Raw genomic sequence first — 23503 nt, forward strand, 5'->3', positions numbered from 1 at the left:
TATTTCGTTTAAATATGAATTGCACAGCATAAATTTGTATTATATATTTACTTTGTATCTTATAAATTAATATTTAGTACAAAGAAGACAACTTGACAAACACCTGTTGTGAAAGCGGTTAAAAAAGAGGAGGTTGAAAATCCGATGAGGGAAGTAAAAATGGTTCTGTCTACCGTACTGGCCGCATCTGTCTTACTGAGCGCTTGTTCGACCAATAAGGAGGCCCCGGAACCCACAACTGGTCAAAACCAACCCAGCCCGCCAAACCAATCGGTCAAGCCTGCCAGAGAGAAAATGTCACTCCACTTTTTCCTAGGCGGCGATGCGAATGCCGTCCTTCCGGCCGGGGACGACGATTTCATCAAAAAAACGATCGAACAGAAATTCAATGTCGAATTAAAAATCGATACGATGCCGTTTAATGAGGACCGCAAAAACAAGCTGTACGCCCGGATCGCCGCGGGCGATATTCCCGACATGTTCCTGTCGGTAGGCAACGAATCGATTGACCTCGCCAAGCAGGGTGTGTTTGCCGATCTATCGAAATACGTAACCCCGCAAAAAATGCCGAATTATTTCAAATGGGTAACCGAGGATGAGGTCAAACGATTCCAATTGAAGGGTTCGTTTGTTCGCGCCCCTCGTCCGGTTGAAAAGCGGGGGCAATGGTCTTATTGGATCCGCAAGGACTGGCTCGACAAGCTGCAGCTGAATATGCCGACCAATTATGACGAGCTGACGAATGTGATGCGGGCCTTCGCCAAAAAAGATCCGGACGGCAACGGCAAAGACGACACGTACGGGTTCACCCTCGCGGGGGATGGAAAAAACATCCCGTACATGTTTCCGCAATTCAAGAAACACGGCCTGATCGGAACCGGTTTCGTCGATGCGAACGGCGAGTTCCACGACAGCACAAGCGATCCGAAAGCCGGAGCTGTGATTGACGACATCCGGGTGTGGATTAAGGAAGGGCTACTCGATCCGGATTGGTATCTCTCCAGCGGTGCCAAAGTGTATGAGAAATTTGCGCAAGGCAAGGTAGGAATGGTATGGGGAAGCGGCGCCAAAGCAATAGCATTCGAATCCGAACCGTCCAGCTATTACAACATGCTCAAAAAGGTCGTGCCTACCGCCGAAATCGTGCCGTTCAACCCGTTTCCGAACGATCCGGTGTGGGTGGAGGATCTGATGACCTTGCCGTTCCTGATCAACGTCAAGCTGGAGAAAGAACCGGCCAAGATGGAGCGTATCATTGAAATTTTGGACTGGTTGTGCAGCGAGGAGGGCTTCCTGCTGACGAGTTACGGCCAGGAGGGCAAGCATTTCACGAAAAGCGGAAAAGAAATTACGCTTAAGCCGGATGCTATCAAAACCGATATCATCGATAAAGGAAATTTCCTCAGCATATGGGGTTTTATGGTGCCAGGACCAACAACTACATCCGGTGAGCCGCTCGGCATCAAGGTCGTGGATCCGCGCATGACCGACCGCGACCGTAAAATATTAGATACGTTAAAAACGTACAAGTTCGGACAGGGTTTCGGTACCAGTGTAGTTCCGCCTGAAGGCGTCAACACCGCCGATGTCCGCAAACGGCTGAACGAGCTGCTTTCGAAAATGCTGTTTGAGGACAAAGATTCGTCCAATTGGCCGAAATACCGCGAGGAGCTCATGACTACTTACAAGGGTAAACAGTTGTTCGACGCTTATGTACAGCAAATGAGAGCCGTGGGGCTTAAAGTGAACGATTTTAAATGACGGACCGCACCTTTCAAGGTTGCAATACAGCCATGCGCGGGACGAGACGTTTCCATCTCCGGGCAAACGCGGGCGCCGACTCGATGGCGAGCCAAAAAAAGTTCATGTTTTCGATCAACTCTTCCATCGTTTCATTATCGGGGAACAGCTCGTGAACGTGATAATTGCCCGGCATCGCTTCTTCCGTTGCATTGTAAAAGGCCAACAGCTCGGCGCTTACTTTCGTACGGTTGACCGCAGGCACAATGGACAGGAAAGGCGTTTCCGAACAAAGGGACGTTTGCGCCTCCAATCCGAGCGCGGTACGCAGGAACGACTGCGCCAGTTCGGGCTTGGGGGAGCATTTTGGGATTAGCAGAGCGTTGGTAGTGAGCAAAGTGGAGGAGCACGGGCCGAAAGGAAGGGGAGCGATCTGAGGCTCAAAGTCAAGCGGCTCGTCCAACCAGGATGCCAGTTCGTATGTGGTTGTCAAGGTCATCGCCGCTTTGCCGTTTTTGAACGGGTGTTGATGCGTACGGAGGCTGTCAACATTAAACGTTACCGCAATCCGTTCCCGGTGAAGAAGATCGTGAAGAAATGCGCTTGTTTTTTGCAAAATGTCATCATAATCGGAGATGGCGGAAGACATGAGGCCGTTTTGCATGGCAAACACCGGCCATCTCCCGATGCCTCGGGTAAACATAAGACCGTACTGATCGATCAAGCCGTCTCCGTTCGTATCCGCGGATATCGTCCGCGCCGCCTCCATAAAAGCATCCTTGGTCCAGCCTGCATAAGGCTTCGTTGCCTGGCGGCTCTCGAACAAATCGGGATTATAAGCCAGGAATACGGTCGAAAACGTGACCGGTGCCGCAATTCTCCCCGAACCGAACCGGAGCCCTTCCAGCAGCCGCGGGTAAATGTCGGGCATCCCATCGGACATGAGGGGTTCCAGGTCGTAAAACTCTTCATAGTTGTCCAAGTTTCTTAGTAGCGAATCGTAGGTCAGGACGAGATCCGGCTTGATCCCGTGCTTTTCGTGTGTTCGGAGATGTTCCGCTAGATCCGCGCCGGTAGGTGCCTCCAGCAAGCTGATTTCCACATTGGGATGCAGCCTGCGGAACTCGTTTATGAAAATATCCAGTCCACCGTGCTCCACGAAAAAATTAGGCGACGGAACAAGGATCTGGAAGGTTCTTGCCGCATCCTCGGGCAGCACGAATTGAGCCGACACTCTCGTTCCGGCTCCAGGCCTTCGTTCGATTAGCCCTTCAACTTCCAGCAATTCAAGCGCTTTGCGGACGGAAGTCCGGCTTAATCGGTATTGCTCGCACAATTGGTGCTCCGTCGGGAGGAAATCATTAGGCTTCAGAAAGCCTGTCATTATTTGTTCGCGCAGTACGTGGGCAAGCTTTTGATATCGAAACGCTCTCGAAGATTTCAAGTGAAACATTCCTCCGTCACGGCATAATACGTTTATAGTTAATCATACAAAGTTAGCAAAGGTAACGCAAATGAATGTGCATAATTTAAGACATTTATCTGTTTTTAGATACAAATCGATTAGGGGGCAATTATGGAAGAAATACGGATATTAACGGAAAATGAGATGCCGGATAGCGCAGAGTTGATCCATTTTGCTTTTAAAAGCTCCAATCGGGCGGACGACCCGCTCGTCAAATGTTTGCCCGAGGATACTTGGGGGTATTTTATCGATGGACAGCTTGCGGCGAATATCGTGATTTTGCCGCTCCAGGCCTTTGTAAACGGGTATGTTCATGAGATGGGGATGATTGCGGGCGTGGCCTCGTGGCCTGAATACCGGAAGGGGGGAACGGTACGGCAGCTGATGATTCGCGGCTTGCAGGCTATGAAAGACAAAGGGCAGACGATCTCGTATTTGGGTCCCTTTTCTTATTCGTTCTATCGGAGATTCGGCTGGGAGATGATGTACGAGTATAAGAAGTATACCTTGAAAGCGAACTGCGTGCCCGATTGGCGCGGATCGGGGAGCGTAAGCAGAATACGGCCAGACCTCCCTCGGCTGAACGACATCTATGTCCGATATGCAGCGAAGTATAACGGGATGGCTAATCGTTCTGTGGAACGATGGAACTCTTCCATCCTCGCGAACAAAAAAGGCATGATCGCGGTTTATTGCAATGAAGCGGGTGAAGATCGGGGATATTTGATCTACGAATATAGGGGAGTCCAATTAACGATTCACGAGTTCGTCTACTTGGATCGCGATGCGAACAAGGGGCTGTGGGAGTTTATCCGCAAGCAGGACAGCATGTACGAATCGGTGACGTTCAAAGCGCCTGCGGACGACCGGTTTCCGTTTCTGATCGATAATCCGAAAGGACTCGAGATAAGCTTTCCGGCCCACCTGATGGCGCGGATTATCGATGTCCCCGGATTTTTGGCGAAGTGCCGTTTCAAAGAAAACGGAGGGGGTACGGCAATCGGGTTAACGGTAACCGATGAATACGCGCCATGGAACAACGGTACGTACCGGCTATCGATCGGGGAGGACGGTGCTGTGGAAGTCCGGCCGACAGTAGCCGGCGTATCCGCCGATGGAAGCTTGCCGCATTTAGCCTGCGATATCCAAACGATGTCTACATTGATGATCGGCTATCAGAAGCCGTCTTTTTTGCATGAGATCGGGCGGCTGCAAGGAAGCGTAGAGGCGGTCCGAGTGCTCGAAGAGCGGTTGCCGGGCCATACCCCGTATTATTTGGATTTCGGATATTAATATGCGGACACCCTTGCATCAGCCGTGACGATTGTCAGTGCGGGATAGTAATCTATCCCGAGTGATGCAAAGGAGATGATAGGATGCGTAAAAAGGGCAGCGGCAGCCTGAAGGTCAAGAGCAAATGGAAGAAGACGAAATGGTTATTGTCCGACCGCGTATTGAGACGATTCGTTCCCGAAACGAAGCGGTTCACGCGTTCGTCGCTTAACGAGATGACTCGCCGTTACAAGATGGTGTATTTCAAACCGACCATAGGTTATGGCGGCAACGGTATAGCGCGCATTGAACGGACGGCATCCCGGAGGTTCCGGGTCAAGAAACTCGCGAGAACGTTTAAGGTATCCTCCGCAAATTCCCTTTATGGTCGATTGAGGAGAATCGCTCGCCGGAGGAGCTATCTGCTGCAAAAGGGCATTTACTTGCAAACTTCCCGCGGCAGACCCTTCGACTTCCGGGTAATGATGCAAAAGACGCGAGGGGGCAAGTGGGTGCCATCCGTCTTGGTAGTCAAGCTTGGCAAACCGAATAAAGTCGTCACGAACTATCATCAGGGAGGAAAGCTTGCGCTTGTACGGCCGACGTTGCGAGGTGCGGGCTATACCGCGACTCAGATCAATCGCTATATTCGGCGGCTGAAGACGCTGGGTATGCAGACGGCCCGCTGCTTCAACCGCCGCAGCGCTCGGTTTAAGGAGCTCGGTCTTGACGTGGCGCTCGGTCGCCGTGGGCGGCTGTGGATTCTTGAGGTGAACACCCATCCGAGTATCGGAGGCTTAAAGTCGCTTGCCGACAAAAGGCCGTACCGGACTGCGATCCGGTACGCCAGACAGTACGGGAGAATGAAATAACAATTGGGGCCCGATCTGCATTAATCGAACCGGTACTCCGCCTGATAGACGGCGTCAGCTCCGGTACGGCGGACCATCACGCCCCAGCGCAGGAGATCGGCGCGGTGCTCAGGCCCTTGGAAGACGTAGACAACCGTGCCGGGGCGGCCCTCCATGGCGAGCGTCACCCGCTTGCCCGGGAGCACCCAGCTGATCTCCCAGTCGTCGTCCGTTTCGCAGCAGGCGACCTGCTGCATATACGAATAGCCGTCGGCTTCTCCCGGCGGCTCGGCCGGCCGCATCGGCAATCGGGTGTCTATCTCGCCGGAGGCGTGGAAGAACCAGTCGAATGTATGCGTAGGGGCATCGGCGCGGGCATCGGCTTGTACGGCAGGCGCGACGACGAATTCGTCCAGCAGCCGATCCGGCAGCAGCTGGAGGCTGCGGGTGAATGTCCAGCCGGGATAGACGTCGTCTGCCGCTACCCGGCACAGGTTGTCGGCGGCACGGAACTCCAGCAGGCGCCCATGCGGCCGGTTTGGCTGATTGTGCCGGTCGAGCATGACCGTATTGTGCGCGATCGACTTCCGCTGCCACTCGCGGAACAGGTCGGAGCCGTAGCCGCTGTTCGAGATGTCGCGGGAGACGAGCCCGTCCCCTAGGAACAGCTCGAAGTTCATAATATCGGCGTGCGAATGTTCGCGGATGACGAAGCCGTATTTCAGGAAGACGCTGGCCTGCTCATTCTGCAGCAGAGCGTAGTGGATGTGATCGTCGTGCCGCGATTCCCGCACTGGGCGCACCGCCCCCGGGTGCTCGCGCTCGGCGCGTTCCAGCTCGCCGCGCCAGTCGGTGCCGAACAGGAGCCGGGGCAAGCCGCCGCTCGTCGTACTGCGGTCGCCCGGATGCCCCGCCTCGTCCGGATCCTCGTAGCATTGAGCCAAGGCATAGCGGTAGAGCGGCTCGTCGAATACGTTGCGAATCCACTCGTACTGATGCGCATAGTTGGCGAAGCCGAGCATCGGCCAGCCGTCGTTCGGACTCGGGAACAGGCCGTTCGGGAACGCATAGGGCACCGGATAACGGTACATCCGCCGAATCGCATCGGTGAAGCCGGCCTGATCGTAGCCGTATAAGCCGCAGAAGGCCGCGTAATACGTGAGGCCCTCCGCGCAGTAGAAGTGATAGTGGAACGAGCTCTCGTACCAGAAGCCGCTCGGGAGGAGCCCCTCGTTCAGCCAGCGCGTGATCCCCTCCTCGCCGTCGGCCGCGAGGCGGCACCAGTCCCGCTCGTCGAAGAACAGGCCGATCATGCCGAGGGCGGATTTCATCCAGCAGCTGATGTTCGGTGTGCCGCCAGGCTTGCGGTGCAGGAACTCGGCCATCGGCAGGAAAAAGTCGGTTTTGTAGCGGCTCAGCTCTTCGGCGGCGAACTGCTCCTTCACCAGCTCCATGCCGTTCAGCAGCCAGCAGATGGAGACGGCGTCGGTCAAGTTCGTGCCGCTGAACCGTCCCTCGAAGCCTGCGGGTACCCGGACTCGGAACGCGTCCAAGTGATCGGCAAAGAACGTTAGCACCCGCCGGATGAACTGCATGTATTCGGCGTCGCCGGTCAGGTTGTACAGCACGGCCGCATGAAACACCTGGACGCTCGCCCGGGTGCGGTAGCTGTACCGCCAAGCTTCGTCCGTGTCCGCGTCCCGGCGTTCGATGCCGCATCGGCTGCAGCGGTGCTCCTCCGGCTTGGCCGGATCGAAGACGAGGGCGGAGGAGCAGTGGAGGCAAAAGTAGTTGTGGCCCCAGCCCGCGATGTACGCGGCATCGTCCGCGTAATGCCGGACCCACCAATCCGTGTCCGTACGGACGGTGTCCAGAATGTGAGCGGCCCAAGGGTATTGTCGGATTTTATCATGAATCGCTTGCCAGTCTTGCACCAGTTGCTGACGTTTCGTCTGCATGAGGGAAGGGCTCCTTTCCTGTCCATTTCCCCCTATTCTAGTTTCATTCACACGAGGATACTATCCTGTAGATTTGCTAAAATATTAGGTTTTTGGAGGGGCCCTAACAAACGCGAAACCCGACCGTAGATTCGGTCGGGTCAGGGGTGTCGGCTATTTCGGTTATTTTGGCTATTGCCCCCCGGCCTGCGCCAGCAGGGCCGCCATCTCGCGATAGCCGCGCGTCTTGGCGTGGGCGAGCGGCGTGACGCCGTCGGCATCGGCCAGGTTGACGTCCGCGCCATGCTCGATCAGCAGCTTCACGATCGCTTGATGGTCCTTGCCGCCGTCGCCGAGCAGGATCGCTTCCAACAGCGCGGTCCAGCCAAGATTGTTCACGTGGTTAACGTTGACGTCAGACGTCGTCAGCAGCTCCCGCACGATATCCACATGCCCCCGATCGGCAGCCGGGATCAGCGCCGTGCCGCCGAACCGGTTCGTGAGCTTCGTGTCCGCGCCCGCCGCGATTGCCGCCTGGAGGAACTCCATCTTGCCTTCGGCGCCGGCGTACAGCAGCGGATTGTCCGATCGATGATCGCGGATGTTGATGTTCGCGCCTTTCTCCACCAGCAGGTTGAAGACAGCCAGCCGGTTCGTATGCACAGCGATCATCGCCGAAGTTCGGCCGGACCGGTCGGTGGCGTTGATATCCGCCCCGGCGGAGAGAAGCTTCGAGAGCTGCTCGAGGTTCCCTTGCTCCGCGGCTGCGAGCAGCTGCTCATTCAACTCGGCTTGCGACGGGCTGGGCGCAAGGTGTACGCCCGGCGTCGGCGAGGAGGGACTCGAGTCGCAACCCGCCAAGGCGACTGTTAATGCAATGGCGAGGGCGAATACGAGACCGTAGATAGAGCGGTTCATAGGAATCAGCTCGCTTAATTCGTAGTGAAGGCCACTTGTCCTGCCGTAGCCCAGGCGCCTACCGGAGTGGCCGTATACGTCGTGCCCGCAGACAGCTTCGTGTTGGCCGGCAGATCGAACACGCCTACCGCGCCTTTGCGGCTCGAGTATTTGTACGTTGCGGTCAGCTTATCGCCATTCGGGGCGGTCAGCAGCACGCTGCGGCCGGAGAACAGCTCGTCGCCCGGGTCTTGGGCAAGAGTCACGTTGATCGAAGTCTCGCTCGTCGCCTCAGCCTTTACCACTTCGAGCGGAGCGACTGAAGCCGCTACGAACGAAGCGTTCGCGATGTTCGCCCAGTCCGAAGTGACGGTATATTTCACGCCAGGCGTCAGTACCGTACCTTCAGGCAGACGGAACTTCGGCTCTTGACGGCCATCGGTCGACTGGGTGAACGGCACATAGCGGGCCACGATCGGCTGTCCGCCCTCCGCAGCGATCGTCACCGATCTCGCTTGCATGGACGAGATGACCTGATACTCGCGGCCGTCCGCCTGATTGCGTTCGTCGAGGATGAAGGCGTTCGAGCCGCGACCCGCGCTGTAAGCGGAGATCACGTAGCCGTAGTCGACGACGCCGTTCGCCTTGAGCGACTCCAGCTCGAACGTATCGTTCGTCACTTGCGTCGCCTTCGTCATCTCGAGCTTAGTTCCGCTGCCTATGAAGGAGCCGGCGCGCTCGCCTTTATATGTGAGCTTATAGTCGGTGCCCGCTTTCTGAACGGAAGTCGGTACGATATAGGTGGCGATCGAGCCGGTCTTCAGTCGCGGCATGTTCGTCAGCGACAGCCCGTCATTGAACACGAAGTCGGCCTTCGCCTTGTCGAACGCTTCGTTCGCCGCTGTCAGCGGCTTGTCGAAGGTGACGATCAGCGTAATGGCGTTCAGCGCCGTTACACTTTTGATCTTCGCCTGCTCGGACGGAATCGCCTTGTGCGCGGTACGCAGCAGGTAAGCCGCTTCTCCGCGGGAGGCGTTGTCGCTCACCGAGAAGTGGCGGTCCAGCCAGGACTTCACCGACAATACGTCGCGCCCCAGCGCTTTCGCAACGATCTGCACGAGCTCATCGTCCGTCACCGTTCCGTTCGGGTTGAACTGACCGCTCGGCGCGGCCATAATCCCCAGGCCGACGACTTCGGACGCATAGTCGGCATACCAGGCATCCGCGCTCACATCACTCAGGCTAGGCGGAGTTTGCACTTTGCCATCCAAGTCGAACGTCTTCACGACCATCTTCGCCAGCTCGGCGCGGGTAATACGATTGAAGGCGCGCAGCGACTGGTCTTCATAGCCGTGGACGATCCCCATCCCGAGCAAATCTTTCATCGCCGCTTCCAGCTCTTGCAACAGGGAGGCTGCGGATGGGCTCGGCGTGGCCGAGATCGAGGCTGCAGCAGGAGCAGCCGCGTGCACACTTGGTATCGTAAAGGGGAGAGAGGCGGTTCCGATCAAGGAAGCGGCCATTACCGCGGTTAATGTTTTCAAACGCTTGTTCATTGTGAGTTCCTCCTCATGGATTGTTGTGGATCGGGTCTACAACAAGAATGATAGAGGATCATTCTAAACAGGCTCGAAACGACTTCTTAACAAAATATAAACCGGCTCTAAAAAGAATATAAACTCAAACGGTAAACCGATACCCCGCTCCCCACAGCGTCTCGATGTACTGCGGGTTCGACGGGTCGGCCTCCAGCTTCTCGCGGAGCTTGCGGATATGAACGGTGACGGTGGCGATATCGCCATTCGAGTCGAGGCCCCAGATGCGCTCGAACAGCTCCTCCTTGCTGAAGACGCGATTCGGGTGGGTCGATAGAAATTCCAGCAAATCGAACTCCCTGGTCGTAAATGCCACCTCTCGATCGCGTACGTACACGCGCCGCGACGCGCGGTCGATCCGCAGGCCGCGAATGCGGATCTCTTCCGAGGCCTTCGGCTCCTTCTTCGCGAGGAGCCGTTCGTAGCGGGCCAAGTGGGCCTTCGCCCGCGCCACCAGCTCGCTAGGGCTGAATGGCTTGGTGATATAATCGTCCGCGCCCAGGTTGAACGCCCGGATCTTGTCGATCTCTTCATTCTTGGCCGAGACGATCAGGATCGGCACTTCCTTCGCCTCGCGCAGCCGGCGGCACAGCTCGTACCCGTCCAAGCCGGGGAGCTGCAAATCGACGATCACCAGGCTGTAGTCCCGTTGCAACGCGAGCTTCAGCCCTTCGCTGCCGGTGTGGCACAGGTCGACCGAGAACCCGTTCAGCTCGAAATAGTCACGCTCCAACTGGGCAATAGTCGTCTCGTCTTCAATGATGAGGATGCGTGTCATCCGTATCGGAGCCTCCTTCTTCATTCTGGGTCACCGAACGCGGCTGGGCGCGCTTCAGCGTGAAGTACAGGCTCGTGCCGAGCCCGGGTTCGCTGGTGGCCCAAATGCGGCCCCCGTGCCCTTCGATGATTTGCTTGGCAATGGCGAGCCCGAGTCCGCTGCCTCCGGTGGCCGAATTCCGGGACGGCTCCGCCCGGTAGAACCGCTCGAAGATATGCGGGATCGCCTCCGGCGGGATGCCGCTGCCGTTATCCCGGATCTCTACGGTAACCGCATCCGGCTTCACATGTAGAGCGAGCTGGATACGAGGAACTTCCTTATCCGAATATTTCATCGCGTTCCCGACGATATTAAGCACGATGCGCTTCAACTGGCTAAGATCGGCAATCACTTCAATGCCCGGCTCCGGCCGCAGCATCCAGGCGATGGACGCGCCCTTCGCTTCCAGCTCGTAGCGCAGCTCCTCCATGCAATCGTCCAGGAATCGGACGATGTCCACATGCTCGAACGTGAACGGGAATTGCTTCAGATCCAGCTTCGCGTACAGGAACAGCTCGTCCACCAGCTTGTCCATCGCCACGGCCTTGGAATAAATGATGTCCACATATTGCTCTAGCTTCTCCGGCGTATTCGCCACTCCGTCCCGAATGCCTTCGACATACCCTTTGATGTTCGTAATCGGCGTTTTCAGATCATGCGAGATGTTCGACAGGAGCGCCTTCCGGTTCTCTTCATCCTGCAAGCGCAGCTGCACGGACTCCTGTAGCCGCTGCCGCATGCTCTCGAACGCCTCGTTCAGCTGGCCGATCTCATCCTTCGTATTCAGGTCGAGCCTGAACTGCAAGTCGCCTTCCTTGATCCGCTCCGCCGAGCCCCGCAGCCTATTGAGCGGTTTGACCACACTGCGTGTAATCCACCTGTACAGCAGCACATTGGCTACGATCACGACACCCAGCAGCAGAACGGAGAGAATCGGCAGCAGCCGGCGCGTCAGCTCGGCGAACGGACTGCGCTCCCGGATGACGAAGATGCTGCCCCGGGCGCCGTCGGTATATTTGAAATCGAATTTGGCGTACCCATAGAAGCGCTCTCCGATATTGAACGTATTGCGAATCTGATTGTTGTTCAGCTCATACGGCGGAAGCGCGTCCTTCAACTGAGGCTGGTCGAAGGTGTACGACTCGAACACGGTATTGCTTTCCCGGCGAACGAGCAGGCCGGCCTTCTCCGTCCGAAGCTTGTACTCGTAGTCCATCAGCAGCTTGTCATTCAGCAGGGTGTCAGGCTCGGACTTGGCGATATATTTCAGCTCGAAATAAATCGATTCCTGAGTGGCGGTGAGCGGGTTCAACCGGTAATGGCCTTTATAAAAATCTTTCAAGCTGTGCAGCTCTCCGGTCGACGCCACCGTGTACAGGCCGGAAGCGATTACGAACATCAGCAGGCTGATGAGCAGCATTGCGGTATAGGACAACAGCAGTTTGATGCGGATCGACATCGCTTCCACCTCCCCGGGCCGATTTCGAAGCTATTATGCGCAGACTGCGAATCCGGCAAACGTTGACCCCATTATAGCAGGTTGCGAGCTGTCTGCAAGAAGGCGATTCCTGTCCGGCTCAAACATCGAGAATATATCGGGCCGCCGGGCTGATGCGATCGTAAGTCGCTTTGCGGATATACTCTCTTTGGTTCAGCTGCTGTCCATGCTCGCGTGCCGTGTAGTAGCAGTGGCAAGCGCGGCGCGTTCGTTTCGACCGGTTCATCGTCCCCCCGTGCCAGGTATGCGCGTTGAACACAACCACGGTTCCGGCCGGAGCCACCGCCAACATTTCGTCGGGATGAGCATCCGCCGGATCCGCCATATAATCGCTTACACCGCCGTCCAGATGATGGGATCCGGGGACGATTCGAGTGGCGCCATTGTCCGGGGTGAAATCGTCGATCATCCAAAGGCTGTTGACCACATGGAACGGAGTTCCCTTAGGATGTTTGCCCCAATCGGCATGCAACGGCTGGCGGCCTTCTCCGGGTATGGCGTCGCGCGCATTCAGCGAGGAGAGCTTGAACTCCCGGTTCAGCACGTGATACACGGCCGCGAGCACCTGGGGATGGGTATACATCCGATCGAAAATATCCCCCTTATTAACCAAGTCGGCCAGCCGGCGCGTCCCTTTTTCCTGATGCACCTCCGTACCTGCGGAAGCGCCCTCCTTGACCATCAAGTGCTCATATTTGTCACGTAGGGCTTCCAACCAAGCAGCATCCATAACGTCCGGCAAAAAAAGGTACCCGTGCTCATCGAGAAACTGCTTTTGCTCCTGGGTTAAAGTAGTATCGGTTACGCCCAACGCGGCAAGCGCCTCTTGAATATTGCTAATCTCGCTTCCCATCACGACAGTCCTCCTAATATTTCATTTTTGTTTGATTTAAATTCATTATAGGCAGGAAGAGGATGCATCCGGTATGATAGAAATTGATCAATTCCTATGCGATCTTGCTCGAAGTGCCCGAGGAGGCGAAAGGGATGGAATGGCTTCGACCGAACGAAATCCCTCAATTGCTGCATGCCGGAATCTTCCGTCTGAAGCCGGGTGAGCCGTTCGAATTCGAGCTGCATCTGCACGACGATTTCACGGAGCTGCTGTTTATTCGGGACGGCTACGGCCGGTTCGTGATCGGCGGACAGGAATATCAAGTTGGGCCGCGCAGCATGTTGGTGTACAACGAAGGCGTGTGGCACGAGGAGCATTCGAATCGCGAACAGGAGTTTGACGCGGTTTATTTTGCGTTTCGGGGCGTGCGCATCGGGGATCTGCCGTCCAATCATGTAACGGGAGCTGATGAGACGGCAGTGGTGCAATTTCACGAGGAGTTTTACCGGGTGGACGAGCATCTGACGAGAATCATCCGCGAGTTCCACAGCGGGGAACCGGAATCGGGCAGTGCCGCCAATTATGCACTCGGCTCGCTGCTCGTAGATATCGTTCGGATCATGAGGCATTCCCAATCCCGCCCCTCCCTTCGAAATGCCCCTTCTACGATCGCCGTCGTCGCCAAAACTTACATTCAGAAGCATTATGGGAAGGAACTCACCCTGCCGGAATTGGCGGATGCCGTCTACACAAGCCCGTACCACTTATGCCGGCTGTTCAAAAAGGAAACGGGCCGTACGCCGATTCAGTATTTGATTGAATATAGGATGGAAGTGGCCAAGCATTTGCTCGTTACCACCGACGAAACCTTAGAGCAGATTGCCGAACGGATCGGTTATGCCAGCGCGACGCATTTTCAGAATTTGTTTCGCAAGGTTGCCGGTATGCCTCCCGGCCGGTTCCGCAGATTGCATAAGGGCGAATCAGACTAGTCATGGAAAACGTAGGGCATTGTCAGCGGGCGCGAGCTGTGCTATGCTTCGGGGGTACGCCAATTGAAGAAGAAAATCCGGAGCCCGCTCCGGGAGAGGTTCGGAAACTCCCTCTATAAAAAACTAACGACAAGCACCCGCGGCTATTTTTTCGTGTCTTCGCCTGCGGAGTGTGTATTTATTCGTGCTGTTTGCGTAGGACATTTCCGAAATCTCATTCTTCTTTTTGCCAAGGTCCGCGGGGCCGATGCGAAAACGAGAGGAGATTTTTTTTATGAAGCCAGAATCAGGGGCCAGCCACGCGGGCAGGAGCGCGGAGGAGCTGAAGGACATTACGCTGCTCGGCAACCAGGGCACGAAGTATCCGTTCCACTACGCGCCGGAGGTGCTCGAAGCGTTCGACAACAAGCATCCGGGGCGCGACTATTTCGTCAAGTTCAATTGCCCGGAGTTCACCAGCCTGTGCCCGATGACGGGGCAGCCGGATTTCGCCACGATCTACATCTCGTACATCCCCGACGTGCGGATGGTGGAGAGCAAGTCGCTCAAGCTGTACTTGTTCAGCTTCCGCAACCATGGGGATTTCCACGAGGACTGCATGAACATCATCATGAACGACCTGATCGAGCTGATGCAGCCGAAGTACATCGAAGTGTGGGGCAAGTTCACCCCGCGCGGAGGCATCTCGATCGACCCCTATTGCAACTGGGGGCAGCCCGGGACGAAGTATGAGCGGATGGCGGAGCATCGTCTGCTGAACCATGATCTCTATCCTGAAAAAGTGGATAACCGTTAAGGAGGCGTTCGGATTATGAAAAGTGTATGGATTGTGTGCTACCTGCTCAGCATTTCCCTGGCCAATGTGCTCACCGCGAGCAGCGACCCGCTCGTCTGGGGCAACTTCATCGTGCCGGTCGGCTCGTTCCTCATCGGAGCGACGTTCATCCTGCGCGACCTCGTGCAGAACGCGATCGGCCGCCGGAACACGTATTTCGTGATCGGAGCGGCCATGGTGCTCTCGGCGATTACCTCGTCCGCGCTGGGCGACACGCTGTGGATTACGTTCGCTTCCGCGATCACGTTCCTGTTCTCGGAGACGACCGATACCGAGATCTATACGCGGCTGAAGCTGCCCATGTCGATGAAGGTGCTGTACAGCGGCATCGTCGGCGGCGCGCTCGACAGCGTCATATTCGTCATCATCGGCCTGTCGCCGCTCGGAGCGGGCTTCCTCCCCTGGGACATGGTCGGCTACGCGATTATCGGACAGATCGTCGTGAAGACGGTCATGCAGCTGCTCGGCTCCGGCGTGGTGCAGGTGCTGCCGGTTGGACGGCGGACGCTGCAAGGGTAACCCCGTCCGTCTATCTTGTTAGGCAAAACTTACTATTAAGCTTAGTTCCCTAACAGGTTTTGACTCGTTTGCGCCGAAACACGTTGAACAAGGATCGATTACGGGTCCCTTCGTGGGCCTTAAAAGACCGCTGCCACATTTATTCCTGGCGACGGTCTTTTTTCTTTTGACGCTTGGTTTGCTTGTTTTCGTTGACAGCCTAAAAATGCACGCCCTACAATACAAGTAACAAACAGGTACATATAACTTTTGATCGCGAAAGGAGTTTTCATGAAGACCGCCATTATTTTAGCGGCAGGATCCGGCACCAAGATGTGGCCCTTTGCCGAGGTTCGCCCCAAAGCCATGATACCGGTTGCCAATCGTCCGATCGTATGGCACCAGGTCGAGCTTTTAGAGGGACTGGGATTTGAAAATATCATCATTGTAGGCGGCAGTAAAGCGGAGCAAATCCGTCATTGCTTTCGGAAGGATACGCACGTAAAGGTCGTGCAAACGCAGCCGGACAAAGGGACGGCCTTTTCGCTGCTTTCCGCCAAACCGTTAGTTCAGGATTCCGCCTTCCTGGTGCTTTATGGGGACACCTTGCTGGACGGGGCGGATGTGGAACGAATGATCGCGCGTTTCGAAGCCGGTCCATATGAAGCGCTTGCGCTGGTGGATCCGCTGAAGGAAGAGCTGCCCCAGGATTGGATCTGCTGCACATTGTCGGAGGACAAGCTGGATCAGATCATGGGACATCCCCGCAGGCCGTTCACGCACCGTTTTTGCGCATTCGCGTTCGCCGATACGTTCTGGCCCTATGTGGAGACGAATTCTGGATTATTCACCCATGTTCAGGTTGGGACGATGCCGCCTTTGGAAGGATTTCTGGAAATGTCGGTTGCGGATTATCTCCAAGAGGGAAACGTTGTACCGGCAGTTGAAGCGAAGGGCCTGTTCCTGGATCTGGATAAGCCCTGGCATATTCTTACGGCAAACCAGAGGGTAGCGAAACTCCAATGCGACCGCTTGACCGATCATATCCTCGGGGAAGGAGCTTCGATCCATCCCAGTGCAGCTATCGATGGCTTTGTGAAGTTGGGGAAGGGCAGCATCATCGGACGCAACGTGGTGATCAAAGGGAACGTCATCGTAGGCGATCATACGACCATTGAGAACGGGGCCATTCTGGGTGGAAACAATATGATTGGGGACCATACGTACATAGGCAATTATTGCCAGGTGTCGGCGGGATCCGTTATTGGCCATAAATGCATCGTAACGCATTGTGCGGAAATTTCCGGTATGATTATGGATGTTGTTCATTTGTCGCATTATTTGGAGTTTTACGGCATAATCGGAAGCCATACCGACCTTGGGGCGGCTACGGTGTGCGGGACGCTTCGGTATGACGACCGCTATACGATGCATAGGGTGAAAGGACGTCGCGAATACCCGCGAGAGCATGCGAACGCCAGCTATATGGGCGATTATGCGAGGACCGGCGTCAACGCAATTCTGATGCCCGGCTGCAAGGTAGGCATCTACAGCATTGTCGGGGCTGGGGTCATCGTGGAGGAAGACTTGCCGAATCGGACGTCGATCTATCAGAAGCAGGAGCTGGTTCGCAGGGAATGGGGACCGGAGCAATATGGGTGGTAGCTTAAGCATAAAATCCCCTGACAGCGGTTGTCAGGGGATTCGCTGTATACTGGGCCTACTCAGAAATAATTAGGAGGCGCTATGAAATGACTAAAACTACGGATGAGATCGGGTTCGTCTTTATACACGGAGCGGGCTTGACCCCTTCCATATGGTCCGGCGTCATTGCCGGGCTGGACAATCCGTGCTTGTTGCTGGAGCATCCGCCGGAGCGGAGAGGGCTGACGCTGAACGACTATGTAGCTCACATGAAATTGCAGGTTGACGCCTGGGACATCGAGCGGGTCGTGCTCGTCGCGCATTCCCTGGGCGGCGTGCTGGCGCTGAAGCTGGCCGAGGCGCTGGGGAGCCGGGTTGTCGGCTTCGCCGCGGTAGGCGCGGTGATCCCGAGCCGGGGCGGGTCGTTCCTCTCGACGTTGCCGCTCGCGAAGCGGCTGCTGATGGGAGCGCTGCTGCGTCTGATTGGCACGAAGCCGCCGGAGCCGGCCATTCGCCAGGGGCTGTGCCACGACTTGACCCAGGCGCAGACGGACGATGTGGTGCGGGCGTTCGTGCCCGAGTCGATCCGTGTGTACACGGATCGGACGGATGCGCCCCTCCCGGCCGTGCCGAAGCTGTACGTGCAGCTGTCGCAGGACCGCGAAATGAACACCGGGCAGCAGGCCCAGATGCGGGACGCCTTGGACGCCCGATTCACGGAGGTGCTGGACAGCGGGCACTTGCCTATGCTCAGTCGGCCCGATGAACTGCGGGGCGTGCTGGACAAGTTCATGGCCTCCGTTGAGGGCCATGTGGTATGATGGGACCGAGACCCATAAAAAGGAACCCGATACGCAATCAGTAAAGGAGCCTATGCAAATCATGTCGACGGAGCTTGGAACCAAAGAGAGCCCTTGGAAGCTGAAGACGCCGCCGTTAACGGCCGAATATGAGATGTACCGGGACGAGAAGGACGGCAAGCCGATTCTGGTCTGTGTGGTAGGCAAAACGGTCCTGCATTATGATTACCGCTGCCTCGACGATCTGCATGCGATGCTGAAGGCGCACGGGGACTGGATGGAGCTGGGCAGCGCCGATGAGCAGAAGCCGGCCAAGGAGGGCACGGTCGAAGCCTGGGGCCGGTCCGCGGACAACCCGGTCGGAGGCTGGTACGGACTGAAGAAAGGATTTCGCGGCCGGTTCGGCATGTATATCCCGCCGCTCATGGAGGCGCTGGGGCTGGCGGAGGTTGAGCACCATCCGCGCAACAATCGGATGCGGGCGATTTGAGATAAGTAGAGATTAGGGGAAGGAACTGCGGTTCCTTCTCTTTTTTTGTCGACGGATCTATTACTATCGTATGATGTAATTAACTTGTAATTATGATACTCTGGAACTACGATGCGGCAGCGGAATCTAAACTCACTACTATGAAAGCCCTTACACCTTGCTGCGGTCGAAACAGTTGGAGGTGGATTGACGGTGCGGAGAAGAGGAAAGTGGCGAGGAGCAGCCGTAGGCTTCCTGATGGGAGCCGTGCTGCTGCAGAGCGCGGCAGGAGCCGCTTACGGCGATGCGGGATCCGGGACCGGAGGGGGAGTGTCCGGCCTGACCGGATCACAGGAGCCGGCAGCGGAAGTGCAGAGCTACGCGGATCGTTGGGCGGTCGTCCCGCAAGGACAAGCGGGGCCGACCGTGGACGGCGTCCTGGAGCCGCTGTGGCAGACGGCTTTCCATGCGGACGGGTTCGTGTCGATGTATGACAATGCTCCCGTAGAAGCCGATACGGAGCTCTCGCTGATGTACGACCGGGACAATCTCTACGTGGCTCTGAAGGGCTATGCGGCCCCGGGCGGCGGCACGCCGGAGACGGAGCGGGTCGAGCTGCTGCTCGAGCCGGGCAGCGCGACGGATGCGGTATACCGGCTGGCAGTCCCGATCGTGTCGGGCGGCCGTCCGGTGAAGACGGATTGGGGCGGGGCCGTTACGGAGTTGGCCGGCGCCGAAGTGAAGGTCTTGCCGGGCAGCGGGGCATGGACGATGGAAGCACGCATCCCGATCCGATCGCTCGGCATCGAGGCGGTGGCTCCCGGCGACCGGTTGCTGTTCAATGCCGTGCGCTACTATGGGATCAACTCCGAGCCGTTCAGCTCGTGGGTGCCGATCCGCAGCTCCTACATCAGCGATCAGGGGGCAGACAGCTACGCCTTGGTGGCGCATGTGCTGAACCAGGGACGGCTCGCACCGCTCTACTTCTCGGGAACGCCTCAGCTGGAGGGCGTGAGCGGAAGTCGGACGGAAGCCTGGCACCCGGAGGGCGCGAGGCTCCTCTACAAGGACACTCAGACAAAGCAGTTCCGCATGCAAGGGAACGCCATTCATGCCGGGACGGAGCTCCATCTGTATTGGATTTCGCCGGATGGCGTGACGGCCCAGCTGGAGGCGCCGACCATCGAGAAGCTGAACGGGGAGACGGCCGTCACCTTCACCCATCCTAAGCCGATGCTCCGCGGACTCTACCGGCTCGTAGCCGGGTTCCGCCAAAGCAACGGCGCCTATAATTACTTCGAACTGAGCTTCGACCGGGATGCGCTCCTCGCCGCGGGAGACCGGCTCGCAGTGGAGACGATCCCGACAGGTGAGAAGCAGCCGGTGACGCCGTCGCCCGCTTCCGAGCAGGTGCAGCGTCTGATGGACCTCATCCCCGAGCGGACCGGGTTTATTTTCACCGGCTTGCCCGAAGATCCGACGCTGCGTCCTTATCAATTGTACAATTGGAGCGCCGACAAACCGGATCAGATCGTGTCCAAGTCGACGGGGACCGTCTATCCGAACCCGGCTTATCCGGAGACGAAGCATCTGACCGCCACGAACAGGCTCGGCCAGGAAGTCGACTATCCATATTACGAAGACAGCGAGGGACTGCGGTATTTCTTTACTTCACATGTGGAATATTTCCAAAAGGACTATGCACTCCGGGAGACCGCGAAGCTGGCGGCGACCGATCCGCTGGGCGCAGCGCGCCTCTTGAGCCGGTGGGCGGACGTCTATGCCGGCTACATGCCGACGAACGACTACTACTGGACGAACTACCCGCTTACGGGCGGCGCTCCGTATCACTATTGGGGCGGCGTCTGGTACCGCTGGTACACCGGCGAGATGACGAATATGAGCTATCTGATCAACGCTTACCGCGATGTGCGCAAGACGAACGCCTTCGAGCTGTTGAGCCAGGAGCTGGGGTATGATGTGGAAAAGAGGCTTGTCGAGCAAGTATTCGAGCCGTCGTTCGACTACGTCCGCTCGTTCCCGATTCTGAATCACAATATGGAATATACGACTTGGCTCGGCCTCGTGCGGATGGCGAGGGCATCCGGGCAGCCGTCCTACATGCATGAAGCGGTGGAGCTGATGCAGGATTTCGCCGCGAACAACTTCCTGTCCGACGGATTCTGGAAGGAAGTGACCGTGTCGTACCACAATCAGTCGACCAACGGGCTGCTTCAAAGCATGAACGAAGCGAAGGGCTGGACCGACCCGGCCGGGTACGTCTCTCCGCGCAGCGGGCAGCGGATTGACGGGCTCGATATGGCGGGCACTTACCCAGCGCTCAAGAATGCGATGATCATGAAGGATGTCGTGGCCTATCCGAACGGCAGCTATGTGCCGGTCATGGATACGTGGGCGAACGAGAAAACGGCGGCACCGCTCACCGGACTCGGCTCGTATGTGCTTCCCGGCTCGGGTATCACCCGGCTCGCGCAAGGGTCTGGTACGAATCAGTCGCAGGTTTATCTTAACTTCGTGCCGAAATACGGGCACAATCACTATGATCCGCTGAACCTGACCTTGTTCGCCAAAGGCCAGGAGCTGCTGCCGGATCTCGGCTACACGCACACGTTCTTCCGAGCCTGGACCGTCTCGTCGCTCGCTCACAACACGGTCGTCGTGGACGGGAAGGACATGAGCACGGCCGGTGATGGTAAGCATGGCGGGCAGATTCAGTCCTTCCTGCCTTCGAGCGATGGCGTGCAGATCGTCCGGGCGAGTCAGGACACCGCCTATCCGGTCACGGATGCGTACAATCGCGAGGCTTGGTCGATTGGCTTCGACGATACGGCGGATGCGAGCGACGGCTATGTGGTCGATGTGTTCCGCGTTACCGGCGGGAACCGGCATGAGTATACACTCGGCGGGGATGCGAACCGGGACGGCCGCTTCACGTCTGATCTGCCGCTGCAGCCGTACGGAGAATACCTGCTGCCGCCGGGGACGCCCGTGACGATGCCGAAGTCGGAGAACGAGACCGGCTCGGCGGGCGGTGAATATTACGCCTACATGTTCGTGCAGGATGTGTCGCGGGCGGATCTTCCTAGCGACGCCTACAGCTTGACGCTGGAGACGGAAGAGAACGGTACGGAGCAGGCAAAGCTCGCGATCCATGGGTTCATCGACGGCACCGGGACCAATGAAATGTTCATCGGCAAGGCGCCATCGCTCAGGGCGACCCGGTTGTTCGGCACGTCGAAGGACATCAATACCGAAGCAGTAAAATATTGGATGCCCAAAATGGTCGTGCGCTCGAGCGGAAGCAATCTGACGAACGCGTTCACAAACGTGATGGAGCCGTATAAAGGAGCGGGGCCGAAGATCGAGTCGATCGAGAAGCTGACGCCGGATCAAGGTGCGCCGGGCGACGTGGCGCTCCGCATCCGCTACGGCAACACGACGGATATCGTGCTCAGCGCCGCGGACCCGACCCGGACGATGAAGGTCGGCGATATGGAGCTCAACGGCAAGTACGGCCTGATCCGCCTCGTGGACGGGGCGGTGACGAAGATGCTGCTGTCTGAAGGGACGCTGCTCCGCAAGGGCGCGGATTCCGTCACCGGCGCCGGCGTCGTGCAGGGCACGGTCACAGACGTGCTGCGCAAAGTCGAAGGCGACCCCGTGGACGCCCTAGTGACAACGGCGGCGGTGCCGGCCGAGCTGATCGGGCGTACGGTCGTCGTCGACCATCCGGATGGCAAGACGCACGGGTACACGATCGGCGACATCCGCCAGGAGGGCGGGAAGACGTGGATCGTGCTCGCGGGCAGCGATCCGGGCTGGGACGTGCTGGCCGACGGGACCTCGCGGATGACCTCGTATCCGTTCGTCGGGTGGCAAGGCCCTAACACGTTCCGTATCGGGAATGTGAACGTGCGGTAAGGATTCTATGTAGAAAAACTCCAACATCCCTTGTGGGTGTTGGAGTTTTTGTTGAGTAGGTGTCGGCGTAAATAGATGAAAAAAGATCATCTATTCTTTGGTTGGAGCGGCCCGGCAGGGAAATAGATGATCTTTTGTCATCTAATCGCTTAAAAAGCTCAAAATCCATTGCGCTTTCCACCAATAGATGAAAGTTTTTCCTTTATTTGATCGGAAGAAGCGGGATTCGGGGAAATAAATGAAAAATTTTCTTTTAATACTGTAGCGGTCTCGATTAACCGGTTAAATATACCCGCTCTTCGTATCGAAGATCGCGGGATCCAGCTTGTCTCCGTGCACGAACGTCGTCGTGAGCGCCACGCGCTTGCCGGTCTCCGCCGACCGATAGGCGGCGAACATAATTTCGTGCACGTGCAGCTGCTGCCGGGCGGATTGCACGGGCTGCACGCCGCTTCGCATGCAGCGCACGAAGTGCGCGATCGGGCTCTCCTGCTGAGCCGAGGCGAGCTGGGCGGTGGGGGCGTAGCAGTCGGCGAGTCCCCGCCATCTCACCGGCTCGGCGCCGGGAATCGGCTGCCCCGGGGAGTGGAGCACGACCGGGAAGCCGCTGTCGTTCCAGGCCAGCGTCCCCTTGCGGCCGTAGATCAAGGTGTTGTTCAGTTTGAACGACAACCCCCATAGCGTGCGAAGCACGGCTTGCTGTCCGCCGGCGAACCCGAGGAGGACGGTGACATTGTCGTCCACGTCGCTCAACACGCGCTTGCCGTCGCCGACGATGCGCCGCGGGATGAGCGTGCCGGCCTCGGCCATGACGCTGACGGCCGGGCCTAGCAGGGCGACGAGCCTACTGACCGCGTACACGAGGCAATCGAGCACGGCGCCGCCGTGGGAGACGGACCGGTCGTAGTACCAGTTGTCCCGCCAGGGGCCGGGTAGGGACAGCTGGGATTCGGCCCCGGTAATTTTGCCGAGGTAGCGCTCGTCCACGTACGAGGCGGCGGTGAGCAGCGACGGGTGCATGTCATACGGCAAGCTCATGAAGACGACACCCGCCGCTTCGGCCTGCTCGACCATGCGGCGGCACTCCTCGAACGAGGTCGCCATCGGCTTCTCGTTCATCACGTGCAGCCCGCGCTCGAACGCCGCCAGCGCCGGCTCGGCGTGCACGGAATGCGGCGTCGCCACGACGACGCCGTCGAGCTCTTCCGCGTCCATCATGACGCGGTAGTCGTCGTACCAGCGCGGGACGCCGACCTGCTCGGCCTTCAGCCGGGCAGAATCCAGGCTCCGCGCGCATGTCGCCACGAACCGTACGCCGTCCAGCCGGGCGGCCTGCTCGAAGTACCGGTTGCTCACGTGGCCGCTTCCGATCATGCCTAATCGAATGGGTTGCGTCATGGGGCCCTCCTACAATGG

18 protein-coding genes and 1 riboswitch are annotated in these 23503 nt (G+C 57.6%); of the genes, 10 read left to right on the forward strand and 8 right to left on the reverse strand.

Annotation, left to right across the window (positions count from 1 at the left end; genetic code table 11):
* Positions 1-144 precede the first annotated feature (144 nt).
* The gene (locus ACI5FR_RS27885) at positions 145-1761 is read left to right on the forward strand and encodes an extracellular solute-binding protein (RefSeq protein ID WP_405460615.1); all 1617 of its coding nucleotides are present in this window, start codon (positions 145-147) and stop codon (positions 1759-1761) included.
* 13 nt (positions 1762-1774) lie between these two features.
* Here ACI5FR_RS27885 and ACI5FR_RS27890 read toward each other — a convergent pair whose 3' ends face one another.
* Positions 1775-3184 (reverse strand): extracellular solute-binding protein, encoded by a 1410-nt coding sequence (locus tag ACI5FR_RS27890; protein WP_405460618.1) that lies wholly within the window; start codon positions 3182-3184, stop codon positions 1775-1777.
* 132 nt (positions 3185-3316) lie between these two features.
* On the opposite strand from ACI5FR_RS27890, the gene ACI5FR_RS27895 reads away from it, so the two are divergent.
* Both ACI5FR_RS27895 and ACI5FR_RS27900 read left to right on the forward strand, forming a co-directional pair.
* A complete protein-coding gene (locus tag ACI5FR_RS27895) occupies positions 3317-4498 on the forward strand; it encodes a GNAT family N-acetyltransferase (protein WP_405460620.1) in 1182 nt (393 codons plus the stop codon).
* An 83-nt stretch (positions 4499-4581) separates the two neighbouring features.
* Complete coding sequence (locus ACI5FR_RS27900; RefSeq protein WP_405460621.1) at positions 4582-5349, forward strand: YheC/YheD family protein; 768 nt, start codon at positions 4582-4584, stop codon at positions 5347-5349.
* A 20-nt stretch (positions 5350-5369) separates the two neighbouring features.
* On the opposite strand, the gene ACI5FR_RS27905 is transcribed toward ACI5FR_RS27900, so the two are convergent.
* The 6 genes from ACI5FR_RS27905 to ACI5FR_RS27930 all read right to left on the reverse strand — a co-directional run bounded on the left by ACI5FR_RS27905 (position 5370) and on the right by ACI5FR_RS27930 (position 12925).
* Positions 5370-7286 (reverse strand): heparinase II/III domain-containing protein, encoded by a 1917-nt coding sequence (locus ACI5FR_RS27905; RefSeq protein ID WP_405460622.1) that lies wholly within the window; start codon positions 7284-7286, stop codon positions 5370-5372.
* Positions 7287-7457: 171 nt separating this feature from the next.
* Entirely contained in the window at positions 7458-8183 is a 726-nt protein-coding gene (locus ACI5FR_RS27910; protein WP_405460624.1) for an ankyrin repeat domain-containing protein, read from the reverse strand.
* Between the two features lie 14 nt (positions 8184-8197).
* Positions 8198-9718: an S-layer homology domain-containing protein gene (locus ACI5FR_RS27915; protein ID WP_405460626.1), complete on the reverse strand. Its 1521-nt coding sequence runs from the start codon at positions 9716-9718 to the stop codon at positions 8198-8200.
* Between the two features lie 124 nt (positions 9719-9842).
* Positions 9843-10535 carry a response regulator transcription factor gene (locus ACI5FR_RS27920; protein WP_405460628.1) on the reverse strand — a complete coding sequence of 231 codons (693 nt, stop codon included), beginning with the start codon at positions 10533-10535 and terminating at the stop codon, positions 9843-9845.
* Positions 10513-12033 carry a sensor histidine kinase gene (locus ACI5FR_RS27925; protein ID WP_405460630.1) on the reverse strand — a complete coding sequence of 507 codons (1521 nt, stop codon included), beginning with the start codon at positions 12031-12033 and terminating at the stop codon, positions 10513-10515. Before ACI5FR_RS27925 ends, ACI5FR_RS27920 begins: the two co-directional genes overlap by 23 nt.
* Positions 12034-12151: 118 nt before the next feature.
* Positions 12152-12925, reverse strand: coding sequence for a phytanoyl-CoA dioxygenase family protein (locus tag ACI5FR_RS27930; RefSeq protein ID WP_405460632.1), 774 nt, complete (start codon positions 12923-12925; stop codon positions 12152-12154).
* Positions 12926-13059: 134 nt separating this feature from the next.
* Here ACI5FR_RS27930 and ACI5FR_RS27935 point away from each other — a divergent pair, with 134 nt between their 5' ends.
* The 7 genes from ACI5FR_RS27935 to ACI5FR_RS27965 all read left to right on the forward strand — a co-directional run bounded on the left by ACI5FR_RS27935 (position 13060) and on the right by ACI5FR_RS27965 (position 22087).
* On the forward strand, positions 13060-13899 hold the full coding sequence (locus tag ACI5FR_RS27935) for a helix-turn-helix domain-containing protein (protein WP_405460634.1): 840 nt from the start codon (positions 13060-13062) through the stop codon (positions 13897-13899).
* A gap of 89 nt (positions 13900-13988) precedes the next feature.
* Positions 13989-14032, forward strand: a riboswitch (PreQ1 riboswitch).
* A gap of 141 nt (positions 14033-14173) precedes the next feature.
* Positions 14174-14695 carry a preQ(1) synthase gene (gene queF, locus ACI5FR_RS27940; protein WP_405460635.1) on the forward strand — a complete coding sequence of 174 codons (522 nt, stop codon included), beginning with the start codon at positions 14174-14176 and terminating at the stop codon, positions 14693-14695.
* 15 nt (positions 14696-14710) lie between these two features.
* On the forward strand, positions 14711-15253 hold the full coding sequence (locus ACI5FR_RS27945; RefSeq protein WP_405460637.1) for a VUT family protein: 543 nt from the start codon (positions 14711-14713) through the stop codon (positions 15251-15253).
* A 270-nt stretch (positions 15254-15523) separates the two neighbouring features.
* Positions 15524-16897, forward strand: coding sequence for an NTP transferase domain-containing protein (locus tag ACI5FR_RS27950; protein ID WP_405460639.1), 1374 nt, complete (start codon positions 15524-15526; stop codon positions 16895-16897).
* An 86-nt stretch (positions 16898-16983) separates the two neighbouring features.
* Positions 16984-17697: an alpha/beta fold hydrolase gene (locus ACI5FR_RS27955; RefSeq protein ID WP_405460641.1), complete on the forward strand. Its 714-nt coding sequence runs from the start codon at positions 16984-16986 to the stop codon at positions 17695-17697.
* Positions 17698-17758: 61 nt separating this feature from the next.
* A complete protein-coding gene (locus tag ACI5FR_RS27960) occupies positions 17759-18166 on the forward strand; it encodes a DUF6855 family protein (RefSeq protein ID WP_405460643.1) in 408 nt (135 codons plus the stop codon).
* A gap of 192 nt (positions 18167-18358) precedes the next feature.
* A complete protein-coding gene (locus tag ACI5FR_RS27965; protein ID WP_405460645.1) occupies positions 18359-22087 on the forward strand; it encodes a heparinase II/III domain-containing protein in 3729 nt (1242 codons plus the stop codon).
* Between the two features lie 282 nt (positions 22088-22369).
* On the opposite strand, the gene ACI5FR_RS27970 is transcribed toward ACI5FR_RS27965, so the two are convergent.
* Positions 22370-23485, reverse strand: coding sequence for a Gfo/Idh/MocA family protein (locus ACI5FR_RS27970; RefSeq protein ID WP_405460646.1), 1116 nt, complete (start codon positions 23483-23485; stop codon positions 22370-22372).
* Positions 23486-23503: the final 18 nt, after the last annotated feature.

Source organism: Paenibacillus sp. HJGM_3 (genome assembly GCF_045062745.1).
GTDB lineage: Bacteria > Bacillota > Bacilli > Paenibacillales > NBRC-103111 > Paenibacillus_AA.

What these genes read in the sequence shown, in the direction of transcription:
- ACI5FR_RS27885 (WP_405460615.1), top strand. Translation starts at nt 145, where the DNA reads ATGAGGGAAGTAAAAATGGTTCTGTCTACCGTACTGGCCGCATCTGTC.
- ACI5FR_RS27895 (WP_405460620.1), top strand. Translation starts at nt 3,317, where the DNA reads ATGGAAGAAATACGGATATTAACGGAAAATGAGATGCCGGATAGCGCA.
- ACI5FR_RS27900 (WP_405460621.1), top strand. Translation starts at nt 4,582, where the DNA reads ATGCGTAAAAAGGGCAGCGGCAGCCTGAAGGTCAAGAGCAAATGGAAG.
- ACI5FR_RS27905 (WP_405460622.1), bottom strand. Translation starts at nt 7,286, where the DNA reads ATGCAGACGAAACGTCAGCAACTGGTGCAAGACTGGCAAGCGATTCAT.
- ACI5FR_RS27910 (WP_405460624.1), bottom strand. Translation starts at nt 8,183, where the DNA reads ATGAACCGCTCTATCTACGGTCTCGTATTCGCCCTCGCCATTGCATTA.
- ACI5FR_RS27915 (WP_405460626.1), bottom strand. Translation starts at nt 9,718, where the DNA reads ATGAACAAGCGTTTGAAAACATTAACCGCGGTAATGGCCGCTTCCTTG.
- ACI5FR_RS27920 (WP_405460628.1), bottom strand. Translation starts at nt 10,535, where the DNA reads ATGACACGCATCCTCATCATTGAAGACGAGACGACTATTGCCCAGTTG.
- ACI5FR_RS27925 (WP_405460630.1), bottom strand. Translation starts at nt 12,033, where the DNA reads ATGTCGATCCGCATCAAACTGCTGTTGTCCTATACCGCAATGCTGCTC.
- ACI5FR_RS27930 (WP_405460632.1), bottom strand. Translation starts at nt 12,925, where the DNA reads ATGGGAAGCGAGATTAGCAATATTCAAGAGGCGCTTGCCGCGTTGGGC.
- ACI5FR_RS27935 (WP_405460634.1), top strand. Translation starts at nt 13,060, where the DNA reads ATGGAATGGCTTCGACCGAACGAAATCCCTCAATTGCTGCATGCCGGA.
- queF (WP_405460635.1), top strand. Translation starts at nt 14,174, where the DNA reads ATGAAGCCAGAATCAGGGGCCAGCCACGCGGGCAGGAGCGCGGAGGAG.
- ACI5FR_RS27945 (WP_405460637.1), top strand. Translation starts at nt 14,711, where the DNA reads ATGAAAAGTGTATGGATTGTGTGCTACCTGCTCAGCATTTCCCTGGCC.
- ACI5FR_RS27950 (WP_405460639.1), top strand. Translation starts at nt 15,524, where the DNA reads ATGAAGACCGCCATTATTTTAGCGGCAGGATCCGGCACCAAGATGTGG.
- ACI5FR_RS27955 (WP_405460641.1), top strand. Translation starts at nt 16,984, where the DNA reads ATGACTAAAACTACGGATGAGATCGGGTTCGTCTTTATACACGGAGCG.
- ACI5FR_RS27960 (WP_405460643.1), top strand. Translation starts at nt 17,759, where the DNA reads ATGTCGACGGAGCTTGGAACCAAAGAGAGCCCTTGGAAGCTGAAGACG.
- ACI5FR_RS27970 (WP_405460646.1), bottom strand. Translation starts at nt 23,485, where the DNA reads ATGACGCAACCCATTCGATTAGGCATGATCGGAAGCGGCCACGTGAGC.